The sequence below is a fragment of the Pseudomonas sp. H1h genome (assembly GCF_000633255.1).
Taxonomy (GTDB): domain Bacteria; phylum Pseudomonadota; class Gammaproteobacteria; order Pseudomonadales; family Pseudomonadaceae; genus Aquipseudomonas.
The window spans coordinates 1-21230 of the sequence record NZ_AYMJ01000002.1 but is presented as its reverse complement, the minus strand read 5'-3'; the positions used below and the strand labels follow the sequence as shown (position 1 = coordinate 21230).

Genomic DNA, 21230 nt, shown 5'->3' with positions numbered 1-21230 from the left:
ATGGAAAAACCGCCTGTCGACCCGCAAAACCCGTGGCTGGCGCTGCGCCACCTGACCCCGGCGCGCATTGCCCTCGGCCGCACCGGCACCAGCCTGCCGACCAGCGCTCAGCTGGATTTCCAGTTCGCCCACGCCCAGGCGCGGGATGCGGTGCATCTGCCGTTCGATCATGCCGGGCTCAGCGCGCAACTGAGCGAACGCGGGCGCGAGAGCCTGTTGCTGCACAGCGCGGCGGTCGATCGCAACAGCTACCTGCAACGGCCGGATCTGGGGCGCAAGCTCAGCGAAGACTCGGCGCAGAACCTGCGTGATTACGCTGCGGCGCATCCGGACGGGGTAGATCTGGCGATTGTGGTCGCGGACGGTCTGTCAGCGCTGGCGGTGCATCGGCATACCTTGCCGTTTCTGACTCGCCTTGAGGAGCAGATGAGCGCCGACGGCTGGTCGATTGCCCCGGTCGTGCTGGTGGAACAGGGTCGGGTCGCCGTCGGTGACGAAATCGGCCAGTTGCTCGGCGCGAAAATGCTCGTGATGCTGATCGGTGAGCGCCCTGGACTCAGCTCGCCAGATAGCCTCGGTTTATATTTCACCTACAATCCAAAGATCGGGCTGACCGATGCGTACCGCAATTGCATCTCCAACGTGCGGCTTGAGGGCTTGAGTTACGGCATGGCGGCGCATCGCTTGCTGTACCTGATGCGCGAAGCCTGCCGACGGCAGTTGTCAGGGGTCAATCTGAAGGACGAAGCACAGGTGCAGACGCTGGAGTCGGACGCTGGCGCCGATATGAAGGGAAACTTCCTACTGGGCCCGTCGACAACCTGAACCGTTTCCGCATTGCGTTTCTGCGCTGCTTTCAGGCAGGATCGATGCACGGCCGCCAGGGTTTCCCATCGCCGTCAGAGCAGTTGAAGACAGCCCCTTGAGGATGAGACCTATCATGCGGATTATTCAAGCGACCCTCGAACACCTGGATTTGCTGACCCCGTTGTTCGTCAAATATCGCGAGTTCTACGGCTCCCTGCCTTACCCGGACTCCTCCCGCGCGTTTCTCGAAAAACGCCTGCGGCGCAAGGAATCGGTGATTTACCTGGCCCTGGCCGACGATGACGACAAGAAGCTGATGGGCTTCTGCCAGTTGTATCCAAGCTTTTCCTCGCTGTCGCTCAAACGCGTGTGGATCCTCAACGACATCTATGTCGCCGAAGACGCCCGCCGCCAACTGGTGGCCGACAACCTGATCCGCACCGCGAAGAAAATGGCCAAGGAAACCCAGGCCGTGCGCATGCGCGTCTCCACCAGTGCCGATAACGAAGTGGCGCAGAAAACTTACGAATCGATCGGTTTCAAGGAAGACACCGAGTTCAAGAACTACGTGCTGCCGATCAGCGACGAGCTGTAATAGCCCAAGCCTCAGTGATGAGGGAGCAAGCTCCCTCATCACCATTAACCCTGCCTGACAAATATTCACACCCCGACATTCCTCGCTACAAAACCAACGCGTTTTTCACCTCCCAGACCGTATAATCCCGAGCTTTCCGGCTTGTAAGAAAAACTACACCCCGCTGTAGGCTTACACCCGAATCATCCGCACAGGCCTGCCGAGTCGGGCCGCCACCACAGGTGCCCCCATGGATTTCAACCCGCTCGACCTTATCCTGCATCTCGACGTGTACCTCGATTTGCTGGTAACCAACTACGGGCCGTGGATCTACGCGATTCTGTTCGCTGTCATCTTCTGTGAAACCGGTCTGGTGGTGATGCCGTTCCTGCCGGGCGATTCGCTGTTGTTCATCGCCGGTGCCGTGGCGGCGGGTGGTGGCATGGACCCGGTTCTGTTGGGTGGTTTGCTGATGCTCGCGGCCATCCTCGGCGACAGCACCAACTACGTGATCGGACGAACGGCGGGCGAAAAACTCTTCAGCAACCCGAACTCGAAAATCTTCCGCCGCGACTATCTGCAACAGACCCACGACTTCTACGACAAGCACGGCGGCAAAACCGTGACCCTCGCGCGTTTCCTGCCAATCATCCGTACATTTGCACCGTTCGTCGCAGGCGTCGCGCGGATGCCCTACCCGCGTTTCTTCGGCTTCAGCGTATTCGGCACCGTTCTGTGGGTCGGTGGCCTGGTAACCCTGGGTTACTTCTTCGGCAACGTGCCATTTATCAAGAAGAACCTGTCGCTGCTGGTCGTCGGTATCATCCTGCTGTCGCTGGTGCCGATGATCATCGGTGTGGTGCGCAGCCGTTTCGGCGGCGCCAAAGCCGAAACCCGCTGAGCCGATGTGGTCACTGAGCGCCTGGCGTCGCCGGCGCATTCTGGCCAGACACCCGATTGCCGACGACCTGTGGCAACGGGTGCGCCACCACCTGAGCTTCCTCGATGGCATCAGCGCCGCCGAGGACCAGTGGCTGCGTGAAGCCTGCGTGCTGTTTCTCGAAGACAAACACCTGACCGCCCTGCCCGGCGTCGAACTGCATCAGGAGCAACGCCTGCTGCTCGCCGCACAGGCCCAGTTGCCCCTGCTCAATCTGGGCGACTTGAACTGGTATCAGGGCTTTCACGAAATCATCCTCTACCCCGATGACTTCCTCAGCCCGCAACGCCATCGCGATGCCAGCGGGGTCGAGCACGAGTGGGACGGCGAACACAGCGGCGAAGCCTGGCAACAGGGGCCGATCATCCTTGCCTGGCCAGGCGTAATGGCCAGCGGTGGCTGGGAAGGCTACAACCTGGTGATCCACGAACTGGCGCACAAACTCGACATGCTCAACGGCGACGCCAACGGCCTGCCGCCACTGCACGCCGACATGCGCGTCAGCGACTGGGCCGAGGTCATGCAGCACGCCTACGATGACCTCAACCGCCAGCTCGACCGCCATCCCGATGCCGAAACCGCCATCGACCCATACGCCGCCGAAAACCCTGCCGAGTTCTTCGCAGTCACCAGCGAATACTTCTTCAGCGCCCCGGATCTGCTGTACGAGGCTTATTCACAGGTCTACTTGCAACTGAAGCTTTTCTACCGGCAGGATCCGTTGGGCAGGCTGCGGCAACTTCAGGCCACAGACCCGGTCTATCAGGCGCACGAGTAAGCGCTGCACGACTTCTGGTACGTGGCGTCGGCGTAGGAATGTGCCTATAATCGCCGCCACTTTTTGGTCAATCCGGCCAAGTGTTTTTGGTCAACTACGGGGGCAACGCCCAATGAGCTACAGCAAGATTCCGGCTGGCAAAGACCTGCCGAACGACATCTACGTCGCGATCGAGATCCCGGCCAACCACGCGCCGATCAAATACGAAATCGACAAAGACAGCGATTGCCTGTTCGTTGACCGTTTCATGGCCACCCCAATGTTCTACCCGGCCAACTACGGTTACATCCCGAACACCCTGGCTGACGACGGTGATCCCCTCGACGTGCTGGTTGTGACCCCTTACCCGGTTGCTCCAGGCTCGGTGATCCGCGCGCGTCCGGTCGGCATCCTGAACATGACCGACGACGGCGGCGGCGATGCCAAAGTCATCGCAGTCCCACACGACAAGCTGTCCCAGCTGTACGTCGATGTGAAGGAATACACCGACCTGCCGCCACTGCTGATCCAGCAGATCGAGCACTTCTTTGCTAACTACAAAGATCTCGAAAAAGGCAAATGGGTCAAGATCGAAGGCTGGGCTGGCGCTGACGCCGCTCGCGACGCGATCACCAAGTCGGTTGCTGCCTACAAGGGCTAAGCACTTGCTTGCTGCGTGAAGTCTGAAGAAAACCCCGGTTGATCCGGGGTTTTTTGTGCCTGCGAGAAGCTGTCTTAAACGCTGCGTTTATGGCGGACTACAGAAAAGTTTCGAAGTGAGTGATTTCCCACAAGCACGCCTTACATCCAGTCGCAAAATACAGCCCTTTTTTGAACGCCCGGTTTATTCAAACCGCTCTGGCACGGCCGTAGACTCGGTGTTTATGAGAAAGAACACTAGCGGTCCAAGATTCAAGGCACTCCTGGAAGCAGCGAACATCACCACCACGGGATTCGCAAAGTTCTGGGGCACGGAAGCCCAAAATATTCATAACTGGTACACCCGGGGCGTCCCGGCGTATCGCATGGAGGAAGTCTCACGCCTGCTGTCTGTCAACAGCGACTGGCTGAAAACCGGCGAAGGCAGCAAGGAGTCTCCCCGCCTGCAAACCCCTGCCAGCAATGGCGACACCTTCGACGCCCAGGCCATCCGCGGTGTCTACACAGTCATCGACCCCAACGACATCGAACTGCCGTTTTTCAAGGAAACGCCACTCACCACCGGCGCCGGCAAGACCCACGTCATCCTCGACCCCGAGCAAACCATCCGCCTGCCCCGTGCCCACCTCGACCAATTGGAGATCCGTCACACCGACGCTATCTGCGCGCACATGATCGGCAACAGCATGGGCGAGCGCATAGAAGACGGCTCCATCGTCGGCATCGATCGTGGCCTGACCCAGGTGGTCGACGGCGAAATCTACGCCATCGAACACGACGGCATGCTACGCATCAAGTACCTGCACCGCATGCCCGGCAACGCCCTGCGCCTGCGCAGCCACAACAGCGCCGAACACCCGGACGAAATCTTTCGCGCGGCGCAGATCGATGAGCAGCGGATACACATTCTGGGCTGGGTCTTCTGGTGGTCGACCCTGGGCAAACGTCGCCCGGTGGTGCCGTTTCTATGACCGGATACGAATCTTCGACCCTGCACCAAACCCTGTGGGAGCGGGCTTGCTCGCGAAGAGGCCCCAAAAGTCAGTACAAATTACGAATTTCGATCACCGCAGTGGCTCTATTCCGCAGTTGAGACTGGGAATCCCCAACAAAACTCAGTATCCTGCGCCCCACATTTGCGCATCGACCCGCTCCCGCGGCTCAGATGACGCCCGACGCGGCAGACCAACGTCTGACCAAGTCCCACAGCCGGACGCAGATCCGGGTGTACGTTTTGAAGGCTGGCAAGGCTTACCAAAAATAGGCCAAGCCAGTCCCCGAGAAGCCGGCCACAAGCCGGCTTTTTAATGCCTGCTTAAAGGCCAAACCTACCGTCCGAATTCTCAACTGCCGCTTGCCGGATACCAAACGCGCTTGCGCATAGAAGCCAACAGGCTTCGCGAGCTGCCAGATTGTTACAGGGTGAAGCTGAAAAACGCTGGATATCGCCTGATTTATGAGGTGATTGATCACGAAATTGTGGAGTTCGTAGTCTCTATCGGAAAGAGGGAGCGAGAGGCGGCTTATGACGCTGCACAGGATCGACTGTCGTCCCAACCCTGAGCCAGTTAATCATCAGGACCGACTCTGTAATTGGGCAACAACCTGCTGCCCAAGCCCCCTCACGGATAACTAAACGACTTCACCAACGTCAACTCCCCCACCGCCCGCATCGGCACGACAAACGTCTCCATCTTCTCGCTCGGCGTGCCTTCCTCGGTAATCACCGTCACCTGCGCCGTGGTCAGCGGCTGCACCGCCTCTTCGCCGCCCTCGTCATCCCCGCGATACCCGCCGCCGAAGTAGTTCACATACACCAGATACTGGCCCTTGATCGGCGCCGGCATGGCGAAGATTTCCGGGCCGTAGCCGGTGGTGACGTCGACGTCGAGCGCTGCACCGTTGGGGGCGACGCGGTCGCCGTACCAGATGTGCGCGCCGTCGGGGGTGATCAGGTGCAGGTCGAGGTCGGTGCCGTCGCTGTCCCACGACAGCAGCACACGCAGTTTGGCTGGGGTGGCGCCGCCGCTGGCGTTGAGGAACTGGGTGCGGTGGCGTTGCTGGCCGTCGGGGCTGCGCACTTCGACGCTGTTGCTGCCGTTGGGGAAGGAGAACGGACGGTCGAAGCGGCCGCTGTCGTCGATTTTCAGCGGCATGCTGACGCCGTTGACGATCAGTCGGCCGGGATCTTTGCTTTTGGGGGTGGCTTTGATTTCGCCGCTGATGCGCGCGGTGTTGGCCTGGCCGACCGGGGTGTTCACCGAGGAGGCCGGGTAGTTGACGGTCTGGCGGAAGTTTTCGCCTTCGCCCTCAGGCGCGCCGGTGCGCCAGCCGCCGACCGGGGTGTCGAGTTTGAAGCTGTCAGCGGCCATTGCCATCGGCAACGCATTGAACACGCAGAGCAACAGCAAGACCTGTGGATAACGGAGTGTCATGGTCTATTCCAGCAAGAGGTGACGGGCAAGCCCTTCGATGTAAGTTTCATCCTGGCCGTTGGGATGTGCTTCAAAAGCCAGGTGCAGATATTCGTGAGTCAGGTCGAGGCGATCCTGCAGCGTCAGCACGCCGCGCACGTAGATGCGCTGACGCTCGCGGTCGACAAACGGGCGGCCGAAAGCCAGTTTGCACACGGCGAAGGTACTGACTTCGTTGTAGCCGGTTTCGCTTTCCAGCGTCGGACGCCAGCCGCGACGCTGCTTTTGCAACCAGTCCTGAGCGGCCGGCAGCGCTTCGCAGGAGGCGACCGGGTTGTCCCAACGGCTGAGGCTGGCGCGCGGATAGGCGTGCAGCAGAATCGCGTCGTAACGCTGGCCGGCGTTGGCCTGTTCGACGGCTTGTTGCCAGGCGAGTTTGTCCGGGCCTGGTTGGTCGGAATGATAGGTGACGGTGCTGCCGGCCAGCACCAGATCCGCTGTCCACGCCGCGATGTTGCGCGACTCGGCGGAAGCCGGGCGTGGGGCGACGCGCTGACGGTTGCTGCTGTCGTCGATGCTCAGGCAATCGCCGTTGCGCGTGGCGTTTTGCAGCAGATAGGTGCGGATCGCCACGGCCAGTGCCTTGGCGGCTTCGGTGGGTTCGGGTCTGGCTTCGCGCTCAAGGACGCGGGCGACGTATTCCTCACGGTCAAGCCGTGCGACGAGTTTGTCGTTGAGCAGAAACAGTTCGCCGGCGCTGTGGATATCCAGCGCGTTACCGTTGGCGAATTCGACGCGGTAGTCGCCCTGCAAAGGCCCGGCGCCGGCAACGCGCTCACCCGACAGGACTCGCGAAACCGGATAACGCGAGAACAGTCCGACCTCGACACAACGCCCTGCGTCAGCCGGCCAGGAAGAAGGCAACACCGTCGCCAACGCCTGCCCGTAATGGCGCAAAACCATCTGACTGGTGCCACGCCCACCGGCCCAGATCGGCGAACCGTCCGCCGTCCAGCCGGCAAAACCACCCTGGCGCGATTGCGGATCCTGATCACCGAGCCAGCTCCAGGTCTTCACCCGCAAACGCCCACCCAGTTCACCGACGACGTTGCCGTCCGCCGCGTTCAGCACGACGTCGAGCAACACGCGGCGCATCTGATCCTGCGCCGGCAGCAAAGCCAAAACGCCCAATAACTCAGCCACCGAAACCCTTGTTGCCGGTTGCACGGTTGGCAAATCCAGCAACCACGACGGCGCCTGCCGCGCCTGCCAATACGTGCGCCAATCGGCAGAAGCAATGCCCAACCGTGACGGATCAAAGTACAACCCGCAGGATTTCACCAACGCCTGATCGCGCTCGATCTTGCCGCCCGCCGAACAGCAATAAACCTCTTCCTTGGACTGCCCGCGACATTCATAAGCCGGCTCACGCGCACCGGTATCCACCAGCCACGCGTACACGAACAATTTCCACAGGCTGCCCAGCGGCGTATCCAGCGTCGACGGCAAGGGCTCGCGAGCGATCAGTTGCGTGTGATTCAACGACAGCAACTCGCCCTTGTACGCCAGCCGCAGCGGCTCATCCTGCGCCGTCGCCAGCGCAGGAATCACACACATCAGCAGCCACAGCAGCGGCCGGTTCATGTCAGTTGACCGTGACCTGGCCGAGGGCGGCTTTCGCTTCCTGGGCCTGATGCTGCGGCGCGTACACCTGCGTGAAACGCACCGGCGGCAGGTTGAACTGCCCCTTCTGCGAGAAACGCACCAGATGGCGCAGACGCAATTCGCCGCTCAGTGCATCCACCGGCACCGCGTAGGCCAGTTGCCCCGGCTCGAAGCGCGCCTTCTCCAGCGCGGTCGGTTCGGTGCCGTCCTTGCCCTGCAACTTGATGCCCCAGGTGGTGCGCTCGACATCGGCGCCCGGTGGCAGCGGCACTTCGAGCATGCCGTAGCGCAGCGGTTTCGGTGCCTTGCTGGTGAGGATCACTTCGTCCAGATACAGGCTGTCGCTGGACAGCGGCCTGGTGCCGACCGGCTCCAGTTTGAAGGTGAACGCTTCATCGCCCGGCACCAGTCGCGACAGGCGACGGGTGATGGTCACGGCCATCGGATCGACCGCCGGTTGCTGGGTCTGGAAGCTCAGCGCCGCACGCAGCGGACGCTCCTGAGTGCCCGACACCGACAACACGCTTGGCACCGGCGTCGTGCCCTGCCACGTCCAGAACATCTCGCCGGTCGCGCCGTAGTTTTTCTTCCAGCCTTCACCCGGCATCAGCGCGATGGTTGGCGAGGCCTGAGCAATGCTGCGTTGCAACCAGCTCAGCGCCAGGGCGCGTTCGAGAGTCGATTGTTGTGGCAGCAGACGTTGCAGCAATGCGCTCGCGCGGGCCTGATCGAACGCTTGCAGCGACAGGTTCAGCGCCTCGGCAAACGGCTGCGAACTGACCGCCAGACGCTGCTGCGCCGCGCCGACCTGACGATTGAACGCCTCCGGCAACGCCACTTTCGACTGGGTGGCCAACGATGCGGTCAACACCCGCGCCGCCGCCAGACCGAGCGCCGAATCCGGGTCGCTCATCACCAGGCTGTCTTCGCCGTCGTCCATCAACGTCTCGGCGTTGCCTTCACCGGCCTTGGCCAGATCGTCCATCAAGCCGCTGAGCAAAGTGTTCACTGGCAGGTGCATCTGCTTGGCGAACGACAGGATCAGCGCCCGCTGCAGCAACGGCGTGTTCGGCGCTTGCTTGGCGTAGACCTCCAGCACTCGCTGCCAGTGCTCTGGCGGCAGGGTCAGTTCCAGCACCTGGCTGGCGTTCCAGTCGGCGTAATAGGCGTAAGCGGTAAGGAAGGCATCCGGCTCACCGTCGAAGCCCCACCAGGTGAAGCTCGCCGACGGCCCGGCCATTTGCACCAGACGCAAACGGCTGTTCTGCATGATCAGACGCAGGCGATCGCGGATCTGCGGGTTCGACGCCAGCGACGGATAAGCGATGCTCAGCGGCAGCAGACGGCTGGCAGTCTGCTCGACGCCGCCGTACGGGTAGCTCAGCAGATCATCGAGGGCCGAACGGAACAGCGCTTGCGGACTGTCATCCAGACGCAGGCGAATGTCGGTGGCGTCCGCCGGCAGGCTCAACGGTGTGTCGCCGCTAGCCACATCGAGGCTCTGGGTTTGCGTCACTTGCCAGCCGTCACCGGTCGCGCTCAGGCGTACGGCTAGGGCGTCAGCGGTTTTGCCATCCTGCACCAGTTCGGCAGTCCACTCACCCGAGGCCAGGGCGAACGCGGGCAGCGGCACGTAATTGATGCCGTTGTTCAGGGTCACCGGCAGGCGCTGTTCGGCGCCCGCGTAATGCGTAACCAGTTCCGCCTTGACCGGTTTCTCGGCCTGGCTGAAAGCGAACACGCCGAGTTGCGGCTGATCGCCCTTGCGGAATTTGCTTGGCCCGCTCCACTTCAGGTACAGCGGTTTTTCCGAACGCACGAACTGCTTCTTCTGCCCGACCTGACCGTCATCGGCGATGGCCCGGGCGGTGATGCGCCAGCGGGTCAGCGAGTCCGGCATCTTGAAGGTGAAGCGGGTTTTGCCGTCGGCACCTGTGAGCAGTTCCGGCTGCCATGCCGCGGTATCGACGTCTTCGCGACGCGGACGCTCCAGCACTTTCACCCCACGCTCGCTGCGGTTGGCCTTGCCCGGTGCGCCGGGGCTGCCCGGCAACGCCACGTCGTAACTGATGAACGACAGGCTGGCGCTGGTGCGCACGTTGTTGCGACGCGGGTGGTAGAAGAACTGGTCGATGGTCGGCGCGACTTCCGGTTGCAGCGCGTAGACCATTTCATCGACCACGCTGACGGTCAGGTGCGCCGGCACCGCTTTGCCGGCGAACTGGGTAGTCAGGTCGACGGTGACGGTATCGCCCGGTTGATACACCGCTTTGTCGGTGCTGATCGCCACGTCGATTTGCGGCGCAACCACCTTGATCCCGGCGTTCTGGAAGCTGTACTGACCGCCCTTGGTGTACAGCACCGAAAAGGTCAGGTTCGGCGCGAAGTTGTCCTTCACCGGAATGCGCGCGCGGTATTGGGTGTCGCTGAGCTTTTCCAGTTTCAGCCAGTCGCCGCCCTTGCCCAGCAGCGCGGTGGCTTCGACCTTGTCGCGCTCCAGCGACAGCAGTGCATCGCTGACCGGCTCAGGGAACGTGATCAGCGCCAGCGCTTCATCGCCGGCCTTGTACTCGGGCTTGTCGAGGACGATTTCCACGGTGCCCGGCACCGCTTTGACGCCCTCACCAGTGACCGAATGGCCGGTGGCGCCGAGGACGCGACCGTGTTGATCTTTCAGCGTCAGGTTGTAAGTACCGGGACGTTCGAAGGCAATGCTGAAGCCCTTGTCCGTCGCCGCAAGTTTGCCTTCACCCGTGCTCTGGTCTTCCAGACGCACCCAGCTGTAGCTGCTCGGGGTGACCGCTTTGCTCTGCTCGCTGCCACCCTCGTTGGCATAGCTGAACGCGACTTTGTCGTTGACCGCGCTGAAGCGTTGCGGCGCGCTCAAACGGAAGCTGGCAGCGCCACGGTCGATGAGGATTTCCTTGGTGGTCTTGACCCGATACGCCGCGCCGTCGCTGGCGAACACGGTGAGCATGTAGCGGCTCGGCTTGTCGGCGGCCGGCAGGTCGAGGGTCGCGTTGCCTTTGCTGTCGGTGGTCAGTTCAGTGCTGGTCAGCTCCACCGGAAATTGCCCGAGGTATTGCAGTTCGTTATCGACCATCGACAGTTGCTGGGCGCGCAGGCTCAGGGTCAACTTGGCGTTGGCCACCGGTTTACCGTCCGGGTAGAGCAGCACCAGACTGCCCTTGACCGGTTCACCGGTGCGGTAATCCTGCTTGGCCAGATTCAGCGAAATCTCGAAGTGTGGCTTGATGTACTCGGCCACGCGGAAGGCACTGCTGTAGGCCTGATCCTTGTAGTTGAAACGGATCTCGTAACCACCGGCCACGGCGTTGTCCGGCAACTGGAAACGGCCCTGAGTACCGGCCTTCGAATCGAGTTTCAGGTCGAGGTGTTGCAGCTCGGTGCCGGTGGCGTCGAGTACACTGACGGTGACGTCCGCCGCACCTGGCAATACCGAATCCCGCGCGTTCTTGAACTCACGCCCAACGATTTTCAGCGACACCCAATCACCCGGGCGATACAGCGGTCGATCAGTGAACGCATAGAGCTTGGTGTCGTAGATTTCGCTGTCGTAATAGAAGTTTTCGGAGACGAATACCCCGCCCTCTTCGTCCTCACCGATCACGAACGAACGCTCGGGACTGACGTGTTTCAGACGCAGCAAACCATCGGCATCGGTAGCACCGCTGCTCATCACGCCGAGGCCGTCGGTCCACAGCATATTGACCTTCGGTACCGAACTGCCTTCGTGTTTGCGCGCCGCCCACACCAGCAATTCATCACCGGCAATCTTGCTCACCGCCACGGTATTGGAGACGAAAACCATGGTGGTCGCGCGGTACTTGCCGATCAGCGCTTCGACCAGGTACAGGCCCGGTTTCAGGTTGCCCAACGGGATGTACACGTTACCCGGTGCAACGCTGACGAACTCACTGGAAGAGCCGGCCAGATTGACCCCGGCCGGCGGCTGGATCGGCTTGGCCTGCCACAACGGATAGCGGAACTGGCTGACCACCGGCAGACCCGGAATCAGCGCGAATTGCGGCTGCGCGTCGTACGGGGTCGGCGCGGCGATGGCGGTGCCCATCTTCAGTTCCGGCACTTCCTCGGTGACCTGCTTGCGCGACTCATAGGAGAACGCGCGCTGCATCACCCGCCGCGATTTGCGGTACCAGTTGTCCCACAGGTACGCGAGGGTGTTGGACAGCCCTTCACCCTTGAACTGGCCGTCGCTGACCACGCGGTGCAGGTTCTTCTGGCGCTTGAGGAAATCCAGCGGCTTGTCGATGCGGTACACGCGAATATCGGCGCCGCCGTAAGGCTCCATACGGAAGCGGCGATAGTCGCGGCCCGGAGCTTCGAGACGCACCATCGCCTGTTCGTCGGCAGCAAAACTGCTGTCGGCGAGCAGGAAGAAGCTTTCACCGGCGACCGGCGTGTAGCCGCTCGGCTCCACCGAATCTTCAGCGTTGACGGTCGCCAATGGCAGCAACAGCGCCAGCAGCAGGGGAATTCGAGCGCAGAGTCGCAGCATGCGGGCACCGGTCATTGGGAGAGAAAGTTCAGTCGATAGACGCCGATGAAGTTGGGGTTGGCTGCGTCGGGTATCCATCGGGTGTCCTTCCATGTCATGAGTTGCTGCAGGCTTGCCGAACGCATGCCGTTGTCAGTGGGGGTGGTCGTGCCGGTGTGATAGGCGATGTAGCGGCCCATCCAGATCATCAGGTGCTGGTCGTCGCCCTGATCGAAAAACATCAGGTCGCCGGGGCGTGCCTGGGACACGTCGCGGCTGACCAGATGGCTGTTGAACTGAATCAGTTTGATCGCGTTGACGTATGGCCCGACCTTGCCGCCGCCCTGCTGCCATTGCTGGGCGAGCTTGCGCTGCTCATCGCTCAGCGACAGTTCCGGCGGCAGGTAGCGATTGGACAGACCATTGCTGCGCAGCCACTTGTCGTCGTGGACTTTCAGCGCTTCGTTGGCGGCAAAACGCACCAGCCCGGCACAGTCCTGCTGATACCAGCGCGGACTCGGGCCTTTGCTCAACTGCTCCTGAGCGATGCGCACGAACCAGGCGCGAAAGACCTGGGACTGCGCAGGATCGAGCGCAGGTGCTTCGACCGCTCGGGCACCCGCGCTCAGTAACAGCGCGAGCAAGCCGAGGCTGCGGATCAGTGCCGTCACAGCGCTTTCCACTCCAGCGGCAGCCATTGCCAGTGACCGTCGGGTTCGCTGCCTTCCGGCAACGTCAGGGCGTATTTGCCCATGCCGCCGAGGGTGCGCAGTTTCGGGATCAGGTAGGTTTGCGCGGCGTTGTAGAACACCGGTTCCATGTCCTGCGGCAGGCTGTCGAGGGTTTCCTGCTGCATCAGTTGCGCCATCGAATCCGGGCCAAAGTAGATCGGCATCAGCACGTCTTTGGGCAATACGTCAGCCATCGGCGGGAAGCGTTTGTCGAGCGTGCCGAGGGCCTTGTCGACCAGTTTGTCGTCGAGGGAAAACAGCAGCGTCGAACCGTGGCGTGCCAGGCTGACTTTCATGAAAGCGCGGCCGCTGATGGCGTCCGGGTTCTCGGCCGTCTTCGCCGCGTACGGGCCGAAGTTGGAGCTGACCTGACGCTGCCAGACGTGGCTCTGGCCTTGCTGTTTCTCGACCACCGGGAACGCGTGTTCGTCGACATTCGACTCGTAGGCGCCAACCATCGAACCGAACAACGTGCCCAGGTCACCGTCGAGTTTGCTGCTGTCCTCGTCCTTCAGACTGGCAACCAGCAACGGTGTGTACAACCGCGAGTCGGCGTACCAGCACAGACCCGCCGCACCGGCCACGTGCTCGGTGAGTTTCTGCGCCACCGCTTCGTCGGCGCCGAGTTTCACCAGCAGCGGTTTCTGCGGTTCGGCCGCCACCGGCAAGGTCACGCAGGCACTGGCACCCAGCGGCATGGCTTGCCACACCGGTTTGAAATCGAAGTCCGGCTGGTTATCCAGCTCGTCCATGGCAAGGAAGCTGTGCCAGCCCTTGTCATCCATGTCGAAGCGCAGCCCGGCGAAGTTCGGGATGAAGCGTTGATAGCCCATGGCGAGGACGCTGGAATTGACCGACAGACGCTGCTTGATCTCCGGCGCCTTGGCCGGCAAGCCGAAGGCCTCGGGGAACAGTTTGTCGCCGTTGAGCAGGGCCGCCAGCGCTTGTGGCGAGACGTGCCCCGACTCCTCGGATTCACCGGTGGCCGGGTCGTAGTACTTGTTCGGATTGGACAGCACCACCAGTTTGTCGCCGCGCGAAGCGAACAGCAGCGATTTGCTGGCGTTGTAGCTGAGCTGGTACAGCGGCACCTCGTCACTGCCGACCTTGAGGCTGCCGAAGACGCTGAGCTGCGAATCGTCCAGCGCCACTTTCGCCAGTGGTTCAAGCAGCTTCGCCAACCCGCCGCGATCCATCACCAGCAGGAAATCCTTGAGCCGGCCATCGGCACCGCGCCACAGCGCGACATCGGCCGGCTGATCGAAAAGCTGCTCGATCAGGCTGTCCTGCAGCTTCAGGTCATGCTCGTAGATGATCCGCCGCAGGCTGCCGATCAGCCCCAGGCGGTCGGCGTGGGTTTCGTAATAGAAGACGAAATCTTCGGTGAGCGTGGCCTTGAGCAACGGCACCGTCAGCAGGTCTTTGGGCAACTGGCTCAGGGAGCGGGTTTCCAGCAGCGCGTCCGGACGGCTCAGGCCGAGCTTGTCGCTGGCAAGTGCCGCCGCCGGCAGCTTGGGTTTGTGCAGCAGCCAGCCCAGACCACCGGCTACCCCGGCCACCAGGACCAGGCCGATCAGCAGCGCCGGCCAGCGCCGGGAAGGTTGGCCGGCAGGTGTCGGGACGGCCGGAGAAGCAGCGTTATCACTCATGTTCACAAAACCCGAAGTTCATCCGTGGTGCGGGATGCTTAATAGTTGAAAGTCTTGACCAGCAGCAGATCACCGATCGCCCGCAGGGGCACGATGAAGGTCTCGCGTTTTTCGTCGACCGTGTTTTCGTTGAGCACCAGCGTGATTTGCGAGGTGATGACCTCGTTCTGATTGCTGGCCTCCTCGAAGTTATAGCCGCCGTCACCGAAGTTGCCCCAATAGTTGACGTAAACCAGATAGGTGCCATGCAGCGGAGCGGTCATGGTGAACATTTCCGGGCCGGGGCCATCGACGCCATCCGGGTCCAGACCGCCGCCGTTGGTCAGCGCCGTGTGGGCGAAGAACGCGTGTTGGCCGTCGGGGGTAATGATGTGCAGGTCGAGCTCGGCCTTGGGGTCGTCCCAGCCGAGCACCACACGGATCTTCGCCGGCGTGCGCAGGTTATTCGCTTCGTAAAACTGCACGCGCTTGAGCGACTGGCCCGCGGCGCTGCGCACCTCGACACTGTTGGAGCCGGCGCCGAACGCATACGGCCGGGCGAAACGCCCGTCATCGTCGGTGTACAGATTCAATGGATTGCCGTTGACCGCCAGCGTGTGCGGCCCGCGCTGATTGCCGATGGCCTTGAGCTGGCCCTGGATCATCGTGCGATTGCGCTGGATACCGCGATCGATCGGCGGCGTGGGGTAAGCGACCTGCGGGTTTTCACTGCGATCAAGCAGGCCGTGGTAACGCCAGCCGCCCGCCGGTTCCGACAGTTCAGCGCTCGGCGCCGCCGAGAGCGCAGGCGCGCAAGCCAGGCCGATCAGCAGCAAAAGAAATGAACGCATGTAATGCCTCCTGCCATGCCTGGACGAAACCTTGCACCCGATCCTCGGTACTTCACAGCGGTGAAAACTGCGTTTCGTCTGAAAGACCCGTGACTACCGGGTCGTAGAAGGCGCGAAGATTAGCGATTCGGCAGTTTTTTAACAATCGGATACATCTTGAAATGCGGTGGGAATCACGCACATTTACGAGGCGTGAGCCGAATAGCGGACTTATTCGGCTCACAAAATGAGCCGAATAACTTTCACCACGTCCAAAACCCGTTTCCCATCCGCCCGCGATGGCCGTGAAACCGCCGCTCATTTGCCCATAAACCCCCTATCTGCTAGTGTCGCGCCGGTTTAACGTCAACCGGAAATCGCCGCCATGGCCCGCAAAAAAGCTGCACTGGATTTCGAACAGTCCCTCGCCGACCTGCAAACACTGGTCGAGCGTCTGGAGAACGGAGAATTGTCGCTGGAAGACTCGCTGACCGCTTTCGAGCAGGGCATCGGCCTGACCCGTGACTGCCAGGCAGCGCTGGCCCAGGCCGAGCAGAAGGTGCAAGTGCTGCTGGAGCGCGATGGCGAACTCGCCGAGGAACCCTTCGACGCGGAACAGCCAGAATGATTGCAGCGTATTCGGCGACCAGCCAGGCGCGGGTCAATGCGGCACTGGAAATTCTCTTCAAGGCACCGCTGCCAGAGCTGTCGCGTCTGTATGAGGCGATGCACTACAGCGTGATGATCGGTGGCAAACGCGTGCGTCCGCTGCTGGCCTATGCCGCCTGCGAAGCGCTCGGCGGCAAGGCCGAGCAAGCCAACGGCGCGGCCTGCGCGGTGGAGTTGATCCACGCCTATTCGCTGGTGCACGACGATTTGCCGGCGATGGACGACGACGATCTGCGTCGCGGCCAGCCCACCACTCATAAAAAATTCGACGAAGCCTGCGCGATCCTCGCCGGTGACGGTTTGCAGAGCCTGGCGTTCAGCGCCCTGCTTGACCCACGCCTGAGCACCCTCGACGCCGACATCCGTCTGCAACAGGTCACGGCGCTGGCGCACGCGGCAGGCCCGGCGGGCATGGTCGGCGGGCAGGCCATCGACCTCGGCTCGGTCGGCCTGAAGCTCGATCAGCAAGCACTGGAATTGATGCACCGGCACAAGACCGGCGCGCTGATCGAAGTCAGCGTCCAGCTTGGCGCCTTGGCCAGTGGCCGTGCCGAAAAGGACGAACTCAAGGCCCTACAAACTTATGCACAGGCCATTGGCTTGGCTTTCCAGGTCCAGGACGACATTCTCGACGTCGAAAGCGATACCGAAACCCTCGGCAAACGCCAGGGCGCCGACATCGCCCGTGACAAGCCGACCTACCCGGCCCTGCTGGGTCTGGACGCGGCCAAGGCCTACGCTCTGGAACTGCGCGATCAGGCGCTGCACGCACTGCGACCGTTTGACGCGGCGGCAGAGCCTTTGCGCGACCTGGCCCGGTATATCGTCGAGCGGCGTAACTGAACGCCAACCTGCCAAAAAAGACCAACGCGTGGGCAGGGGGCGATGCATCAGGTAAACTGCCGCATCTTTTATACCTATAACGATTCGCCTGATGCCCACGACGTTTCATGAGATTCCCCGCAAGCGCCCGACCACGCCCCTGCTCGACCGCGCGAACACGCCGGACGGCCTGCGCCGGTTAGGCGAAGCCGAGCTGGAAACCCTGGCCGATGAGTTGCGCCTGGAATTGCTCTATACGGTCGGTCAGACCGGCGGGCATTTCGGTGCCGGCCTGGGCGTCATCGAGCTGACCATCGCGTTGCATTACGTCTTCGACACCCCGGATGACCGGCTGGTGTGGGACGTCGGTCATCAGGCGTATCCGCACAAGATCCTCACCGGTCGCCGCCAGCGCATGGAAACCCTGCGTCAGAAGGACGGCATTGCCGCCTTCCCGCGTCGCGCCGAGAGCGAATACGACACCTTTGGCGTCGGTCACTCCAGCACCTCGATCAGTGCAGCGCTGGGCATGGCGATTGCCGCCCGCCTGCAAAACAGCGATCGCAAGGCGATTGCCGTGATCGGTGACGGCGCGCTGACCGCCGGCATGGCTTTCGAGGCGCTGAACCACGCGCCGGAAGTCAACGCCAACATGCTGGTGATCCTCAACGACAACGACATGTCGATCTCGCGCAACGTCGGCGGCCTGTCGAACTATCTGGCGAAGATCCTTTCCAGCCGCACTTACGCAAGCATGCGCGAGGGCAGCAAGAAAGTCCTGTCGCGCCTGCCCGGCGCCTGGGAAATCGCCCGTCGCACTGAAGAATACGCCAAGGGCATGCTGGTGCCCGGCACCCTGTTCGAAGAGCTGGGCTGGAACTACATCGGCCCGATCGACGGCCACGACCTGCCGACCCTGATCGCCACGTTGCGCAACATGCGCGATCTGAAAGGCCCGCAGTTCCTGCACATCGTCACCAAGAAAGGCAAAGGCTTCGCCCCGGCGGAAGTCGACCCGATCGGTTATCACGCGATCACCAAGCTCGAACCGGTCGACGCCCCGGCCGCTGCGCCGAAAAAGGCCGGCGGGCCGAAGTATTCGGCAGTGTTTGGCGAATGGCTGTGCGACATGGCAGCGGCTGACCCACGCCTGGTCGGGATCACCCCGGCGATGAAGGAAGGCTCGGACCTGGTGGCGTTCAGCGAGCGCTTCCCGCTGCGCTACTTCGACGTGGCGATTGCCGAACAGCACGCTGTGACGTTCGCTGCCGGTATGGCCTGCGAAGGTGCCAAACCGGTGGTGGCGATCTACTCGACATTCCTGCAACGCGGCTACGACCAACTGGTGCACGACGTCGCGGTGCAGAACCTCGACGTGCTGTTCGCCATCGACCGTGCCGGTCTGGTGGGCGAAGACGGCCCGACCCACGCCGGCAGCTTCGATCTGTCGTACCTGCGCTGCATCCCGGGCATGGTCATCATGACCCCGAGCGACGAAAACGAACTGCGCAAGATGCTCACCACCGGTCACCTGTACAACGGCCCGGCGGCAGTGCGTTACCCGCGCGGCACTGGCCCGAACGCGAGCATCGACAAAGATCTGGAGCCGATCGAAATCGGCAAGGGCATCGTCCGTCGTCAGGGCCGCAACGTCGCCTTGCTGGTGTTCGGCGTGCAACTGACCGAAGCGCTGAAAGTCGCCGAGAAGCTCGACGCCACCGTGGTCGACATGCGCTTCGTCAAACCGCTGGATGAACAACTGGTGCGCGAGATTGCCGCTAGCCACGAGCTGCTGGTGACCATCGAAGAAAACGCGATCATGGGCGGCGCCGGTGGGGCGGTCAGCGAATTTCTCGCACGCGAGAACATCCTCAAATCGATGCTGCACCTGGGCTTGCCGGATGTTTACGTCGAACACGCAAAACCGGCGCAGATGCTGGCCGAATGCGGGTTGGACGAGGCCGGAATCGAGGCCTCGATTCGCGAGCGCCTGGAACTGCTCAACAAGTAACACGCAATACCCATGTGGGAGCGGGCTTGCTCGCGAAGGCGGACTGTCAATCAACTCAGTGTTGACTGATTCACCGCCTTCGCGAGCAAGCCCGCTCCCACATTTGATTTGTGTACATCAGAAATACCCAATGGATCACCGATGAACCTCTCGCGCCTCGCCCTGCCCCTCTTGCTGCTGCCAGCCGCCAGCGCCCTCGCCGACACCTTCGAACGCGACGAAGCCCTGAAGCTGCCGGACACGCTGATCAGCGCCAACCGCCAGGTTGAAGCGCGCAACGACAGCAGCGCTGCCAACACCGTGTTCACCCGCGAAGACATCGATCGCCTGCAGCCGAGCAGCGTTACCGACCTGCTGCAACGGGTGCCGGGCGTGCAAGTGGCGCAGACCGGCGGACGCGGCAGTCTGCCGGGAATCTACATTCGCGGCACGCAGTCGGCGCAGAGCCTGGTGCTGGTCGATGGGCTGCGCATTGGCAGTTCGACCTCCGGCGACAGCAACCTGCAGCACCTGAACATCGATCAGATCGAGCGCGTCGAAGTGCTGCGCGGTTCGCGTTCGGTGATTTACGGCAGCGATGCGATTGGCGGGGTGATTCAGATCTTCACCCGGCGCGGCAACGACCAAGGCCTGCAGCCGCGCCTGCACGTCGGTTTCGGCAGCAACCAGACCTGGGAGCGCAGCCTCGGCCTGTCAGGGGGCGATGACAAAACCCGCTTCAACCTTGGCGCCAGCCTCGATGACACCGCCGGCCTCGACCGTACTCACGAGTCCTACCCCAGCGACAGCGATCATGATGCCTACCGCAACAAATCCATCAGCCTGAGCCTCAGCCATGCGCTGACCGATGACATTGAAGTCGGCGCCAATCTGCTGGATAACCGTGGCAAGAGCGAATTCGACAATCCGTTCGGCCGCTTCGACACGAGCACCTTCGAATCGGTGCAGCAGCAGCCCTACAGCGACTTCAACGTCAGCAGTGTCAGCAGCTACGTCGATGCGCGGGTCAACGAAACCTGGAAAACCCGCGTCGAGTTCGGCCACACCGAGAACCGCGAGAAGACCCTCGACAAGCTCAGCGACGAGCGCACGGTGTTCAATACCTACCGCGACTCGCTGACCTGGCAGAACGACCTGGCCCTGGATGTGCGCAACAGCCTGATCCTTGGCGGCGACTGGTACGAAGACCGGATCAACAGCAGCACCGCGTTCAACGAGGACAGCCGCTGGAACCGCGCCGTCTTCATCCAGCATCGCTATCAGGCCGACAGCTTCTCGACTGAACTGGGCCTGCGTCACGATGACAACCAGCAGTTCGGCAGCCAGAACACCTGGAGCGGCACCTTTACCCTGCCGCTGAACCCGGACAACGACCTGTTGCTGAGCTACAGCGAAGGTTTCCGTGCACCGACCTTCAACGACCTGTACTACCCGGACTTCAGCAACCCTGGCCTGAAACCGGAAACCTCGAAAAGCTACGAGCTGCAATGGCGCAGCCAGTTGAGCGACACCAGCCGTCTGGAAGCGTCGATTTACCGTACTGACCTGCAAGACGCGATCATCTTCGGCAGCAACTCACGCCCGGAGAACGTTGCCTCGGCGCGGATCAATGGTTTTGAAGCGGCGCTGAAACAGGAACTGTTTGGCTGGCAGAGCAACCTCGGCGTGGCGATCATCGACCCGCGCGATCGCGATACCGGGCACACCCTGGCGCGTCGTGCACGGCGTACCGCGAGTTGGGATCTGGATCGCCAGTTCGACCGGTTGGGACTGGGCGCCAGTTGGCAACTGGTCAGCGGCAGTTACGACGACCTGAACAACACGCAGTCGCTGGGTGGCTACGGCACAGTCGGGTTGCGCAGCAGCTGGGCGCTGAACCGTGAGATCAAACTGGATCTAAAGCTGGATAACCTGCTGGACAAGGGTTACAGCCGCGCGTTGTACAGCTATGACGGCAGCCAATATGGCTATCGCGAGGAAGGTCGAGCGTGGGTGTTTGGGGTGACCTGGACACCGGAGCTCTGATCCAGAATTCACGCTGCTTTGACTGGCCTCTTCGCGAGCAAGCCCGCTCCCACAGTAGATCGGGGCCTGTCCTCAAACTCTGGCAAAACACAGATCCCATGTGGGAGCGGGCTTGCTCGCGAACAATTCACCTCGGTCTCCCACAGTAGATCGGGGCCTGCCCTGAAACTCTGGCAAA

General features: G+C 62.0%; 17 protein-coding genes and 1 tRNA gene. 12 read left to right on the top strand and 6 right to left on the bottom strand.

All coding sequences use genetic code 11. The features are described 5' to 3' along the window. From eutC to U862_RS29315, 7 genes are all read left to right on the top strand, one after another. Nucleotides 1-825, top strand: a complete 825-nt coding sequence (gene eutC, locus U862_RS0100890) for an ethanolamine ammonia-lyase subunit EutC (protein ID WP_025108672.1) — start codon at nucleotides 1-3, stop codon at nucleotides 823-825. A 115-nt stretch (nucleotides 826-940) separates the two neighbouring features. Next, complete coding sequence (locus tag U862_RS0100885; protein ID WP_007958617.1) at nucleotides 941-1402, top strand: N-acetyltransferase; 462 nt, start codon at nucleotides 941-943, stop codon at nucleotides 1400-1402. A 229-nt stretch (nucleotides 1403-1631) separates the two neighbouring features. Beyond that, entirely contained in the window at nucleotides 1632-2282 is a 651-nt protein-coding gene (locus tag U862_RS0100880) for a DedA family protein (protein WP_025108671.1), read from the top strand. 4 nt (nucleotides 2283-2286) lie between these two features. Beyond that, complete coding sequence (locus U862_RS0100875) at nucleotides 2287-3099, top strand: zinc-dependent peptidase (RefSeq protein ID WP_025108670.1); 813 nt, start codon at nucleotides 2287-2289, stop codon at nucleotides 3097-3099. A gap of 112 nt (nucleotides 3100-3211) precedes the next feature. Then, the gene (gene ppa / locus U862_RS0100870; protein WP_008052339.1) at nucleotides 3212-3739 is read left to right on the top strand and encodes an inorganic diphosphatase; all 528 of its coding nucleotides are present in this window, start codon (nucleotides 3212-3214) and stop codon (nucleotides 3737-3739) included. A gap of 223 nt (nucleotides 3740-3962) precedes the next feature. Beyond that, on the top strand, nucleotides 3963-4709 hold the full coding sequence (locus U862_RS0100865) for a S24 family peptidase (RefSeq protein ID WP_025108669.1): 747 nt from the start codon (nucleotides 3963-3965) through the stop codon (nucleotides 4707-4709). A 340-nt stretch (nucleotides 4710-5049) separates the two neighbouring features. Next, complete coding sequence (locus tag U862_RS29315; RefSeq protein WP_081794834.1) at nucleotides 5050-5301, top strand: type II toxin-antitoxin system RelE/ParE family toxin; 252 nt, start codon at nucleotides 5050-5052, stop codon at nucleotides 5299-5301. Between the two features lie 59 nt (nucleotides 5302-5360). On the opposite strand, the gene U862_RS0100855 is transcribed toward U862_RS29315, so the two are convergent. From U862_RS0100855 to U862_RS0100835, 5 genes are read right to left on the bottom strand one after another with little or no spacing between them, the layout of a single operon-like run. After that, nucleotides 5361-6173 (bottom strand): YfaP family protein, encoded by an 813-nt coding sequence (locus tag U862_RS0100855; protein ID WP_025108667.1) that lies wholly within the window; start codon nucleotides 6171-6173, stop codon nucleotides 5361-5363. Between the two features lie 3 nt (nucleotides 6174-6176). Beyond that, nucleotides 6177-7796, bottom strand: a complete 1620-nt coding sequence (locus U862_RS0100850; RefSeq protein ID WP_025108666.1) for a DUF2300 domain-containing protein — start codon at nucleotides 7794-7796, stop codon at nucleotides 6177-6179. A 1-nt stretch (nucleotide 7797) separates the two neighbouring features. Continuing rightward, a complete protein-coding gene (locus U862_RS0100845) occupies nucleotides 7798-12372 on the bottom strand; it encodes an alpha-2-macroglobulin (protein WP_081794833.1) in 4575 nt (1524 codons plus the stop codon). Then, on the bottom strand, nucleotides 12369-13034 hold the full coding sequence (locus U862_RS0100840) for a DUF1175 domain-containing protein (RefSeq protein ID WP_049827973.1): 666 nt from the start codon (nucleotides 13032-13034) through the stop codon (nucleotides 12369-12371). The genes U862_RS0100845 and U862_RS0100840 overlap by 4 nt, the downstream gene beginning before the upstream one ends. Further along, nucleotides 13004-14158, bottom strand: a complete 1155-nt coding sequence (locus U862_RS0100835) for a DUF2138 family protein (protein ID WP_157836047.1) — start codon at nucleotides 14156-14158, stop codon at nucleotides 13004-13006. Before U862_RS0100835 ends, U862_RS0100840 begins: the two co-directional genes overlap by 31 nt. Here U862_RS0100835 and U862_RS30725 point away from each other — a divergent pair. Then, nucleotides 14129-14217: transfer RNA gene (locus tag U862_RS30725), tRNA-OTHER, on the top strand. The two genes, U862_RS0100835 and U862_RS30725, sit on opposite strands and share 30 nt — an antisense overlap. A gap of 537 nt (nucleotides 14218-14754) precedes the next feature. On the opposite strand, the gene U862_RS0100830 is transcribed toward U862_RS30725, so the two are convergent. After that, the gene (locus U862_RS0100830) at nucleotides 14755-15546 is read right to left on the bottom strand and encodes a YfaP family protein (protein ID WP_025108662.1); all 792 of its coding nucleotides are present in this window, start codon (nucleotides 15544-15546) and stop codon (nucleotides 14755-14757) included. A 364-nt stretch (nucleotides 15547-15910) separates the two neighbouring features. Here U862_RS0100830 and U862_RS0100825 point away from each other — a divergent pair, with 364 nt between their 5' ends. From U862_RS0100825 to U862_RS0100810, 4 genes are all read left to right on the top strand, one after another. Beyond that, complete coding sequence (locus U862_RS0100825) at nucleotides 15911-16153, top strand: exodeoxyribonuclease VII small subunit (protein ID WP_003228627.1); 243 nt, start codon at nucleotides 15911-15913, stop codon at nucleotides 16151-16153. Beyond that, complete coding sequence (gene ispA, locus U862_RS0100820) at nucleotides 16150-17037, top strand: (2E,6E)-farnesyl diphosphate synthase (protein WP_025108661.1); 888 nt, start codon at nucleotides 16150-16152, stop codon at nucleotides 17035-17037. The genes U862_RS0100825 and ispA overlap by 4 nt, the downstream gene beginning before the upstream one ends. A 91-nt stretch (nucleotides 17038-17128) precedes the next feature. Continuing rightward, entirely contained in the window at nucleotides 17129-19027 is a 1899-nt protein-coding gene (dxs, locus tag U862_RS0100815) for a 1-deoxy-D-xylulose-5-phosphate synthase (protein ID WP_025108660.1), read from the top strand. A 141-nt stretch (nucleotides 19028-19168) separates the two neighbouring features. Then, entirely contained in the window at nucleotides 19169-21052 is a 1884-nt protein-coding gene (locus U862_RS0100810; protein WP_025108659.1) for a TonB-dependent receptor domain-containing protein, read from the top strand. Nucleotides 21053-21230: the final 178 nt, after the last annotated feature.

Excerpts from the sequence above, each read along its gene's own strand:
- U862_RS0100825 (WP_003228627.1), top strand. The coding sequence starts at position 15,911 with ATGGCCCGCAAAAAAGCTGCACTGGATTTCGAACAGTCCCTCGCCGAC.
- U862_RS0100855 (WP_025108667.1), bottom strand. The coding sequence starts at position 6,173 with ATGACACTCCGTTATCCACAGGTCTTGCTGTTGCTCTGCGTGTTCAAT.
- U862_RS0100830 (WP_025108662.1), bottom strand. The coding sequence starts at position 15,546 with ATGCGTTCATTTCTTTTGCTGCTGATCGGCCTGGCTTGCGCGCCTGCG.
- U862_RS0100875 (WP_025108670.1), top strand. The coding sequence starts at position 2,287 with ATGTGGTCACTGAGCGCCTGGCGTCGCCGGCGCATTCTGGCCAGACAC.
- U862_RS0100845 (WP_081794833.1), bottom strand. The coding sequence starts at position 12,372 with ATGACCGGTGCCCGCATGCTGCGACTCTGCGCTCGAATTCCCCTGCTG.
- U862_RS0100865 (WP_025108669.1), top strand. The coding sequence starts at position 3,963 with ATGAGAAAGAACACTAGCGGTCCAAGATTCAAGGCACTCCTGGAAGCA.
- dxs (WP_025108660.1), top strand. The coding sequence starts at position 17,129 with ATGCCCACGACGTTTCATGAGATTCCCCGCAAGCGCCCGACCACGCCC.
- ispA (WP_025108661.1), top strand. The coding sequence starts at position 16,150 with ATGATTGCAGCGTATTCGGCGACCAGCCAGGCGCGGGTCAATGCGGCA.
- U862_RS0100850 (WP_025108666.1), bottom strand. The coding sequence starts at position 7,796 with ATGAACCGGCCGCTGCTGTGGCTGCTGATGTGTGTGATTCCTGCGCTG.
- U862_RS0100880 (WP_025108671.1), top strand. The coding sequence starts at position 1,632 with ATGGATTTCAACCCGCTCGACCTTATCCTGCATCTCGACGTGTACCTC.
- U862_RS0100840 (WP_049827973.1), bottom strand. The coding sequence starts at position 13,034 with ATGGCTGCCGCTGGAGTGGAAAGCGCTGTGACGGCACTGATCCGCAGC.
- U862_RS0100810 (WP_025108659.1), top strand. The coding sequence starts at position 19,169 with ATGAACCTCTCGCGCCTCGCCCTGCCCCTCTTGCTGCTGCCAGCCGCC.
- ppa (WP_008052339.1), top strand. The coding sequence starts at position 3,212 with ATGAGCTACAGCAAGATTCCGGCTGGCAAAGACCTGCCGAACGACATC.
- eutC (WP_025108672.1), top strand. The coding sequence starts at position 1 with ATGGAAAAACCGCCTGTCGACCCGCAAAACCCGTGGCTGGCGCTGCGC.
- U862_RS0100885 (WP_007958617.1), top strand. The coding sequence starts at position 941 with ATGCGGATTATTCAAGCGACCCTCGAACACCTGGATTTGCTGACCCCG.